Origin of the sequence: Acetobacter sp. DsW_54, assembly GCF_002153575.1 — a bacterium.
Classification (GTDB): domain Bacteria; phylum Pseudomonadota; class Alphaproteobacteria; order Acetobacterales; family Acetobacteraceae; genus Acetobacter; species Acetobacter fabarum.
This window is the reverse complement of record NZ_JOPD01000015.1, coordinates 1-447: the sequence shown is the minus strand read 5'-3', so window position 1 is coordinate 447 and position 447 is coordinate 1. Positions and strand designations below refer to the sequence as shown.

Annotated in this window: 1 protein-coding gene; it reads right to left on the bottom strand. The window is 53.9% G+C overall.

What is annotated here, in order from left to right:
* Positions 1-447, bottom strand: a 447-nt coding sequence (locus tag HK20_RS07635; RefSeq protein ID WP_143296470.1) for an IS5 family transposase, incomplete at both ends; no start/stop codon positions are given.

The following is a 447-nucleotide window of genomic DNA, read 5'->3' as shown; positions in this document are numbered from 1 at the left end:
GAGGTAGAAGATGACGCTTGCTGCGATGTGGATTGCGGACATGAATGTATGCGCGCAGCGGTCATATAGGGTCGCAACACGTCGCCAGTCTTTCAGCTTTGCGAACATGTTTTCGATCAGATGGCGCTTTTTATACAGATGCCAATTGTAAGGTGGCTTTGATTTCCGGTTCTTCTTCGGCGGAATACAGGCTGTGATGTTCCGGTCTGCAAGCGATAACCTGATCTGGTTGCTGTCGTAGCCTCTGTCCCCGATGACTTCTTCTGTCTCATCGGGGAGGTCTGCCAGAAGCACGTCTGCGCCTCTGAAGTCACTGACCTGTCCAGCAGTCAGATGGAGGCGGACAGGTCGGCCCTGATCATCGCACACGGCATGAAGTTTTGAGTTCAGGCCGCCTTTTGTCCGTCCGATATGGCGGGGAAAAGCCCCTTTTTGAGCAGGGACGCC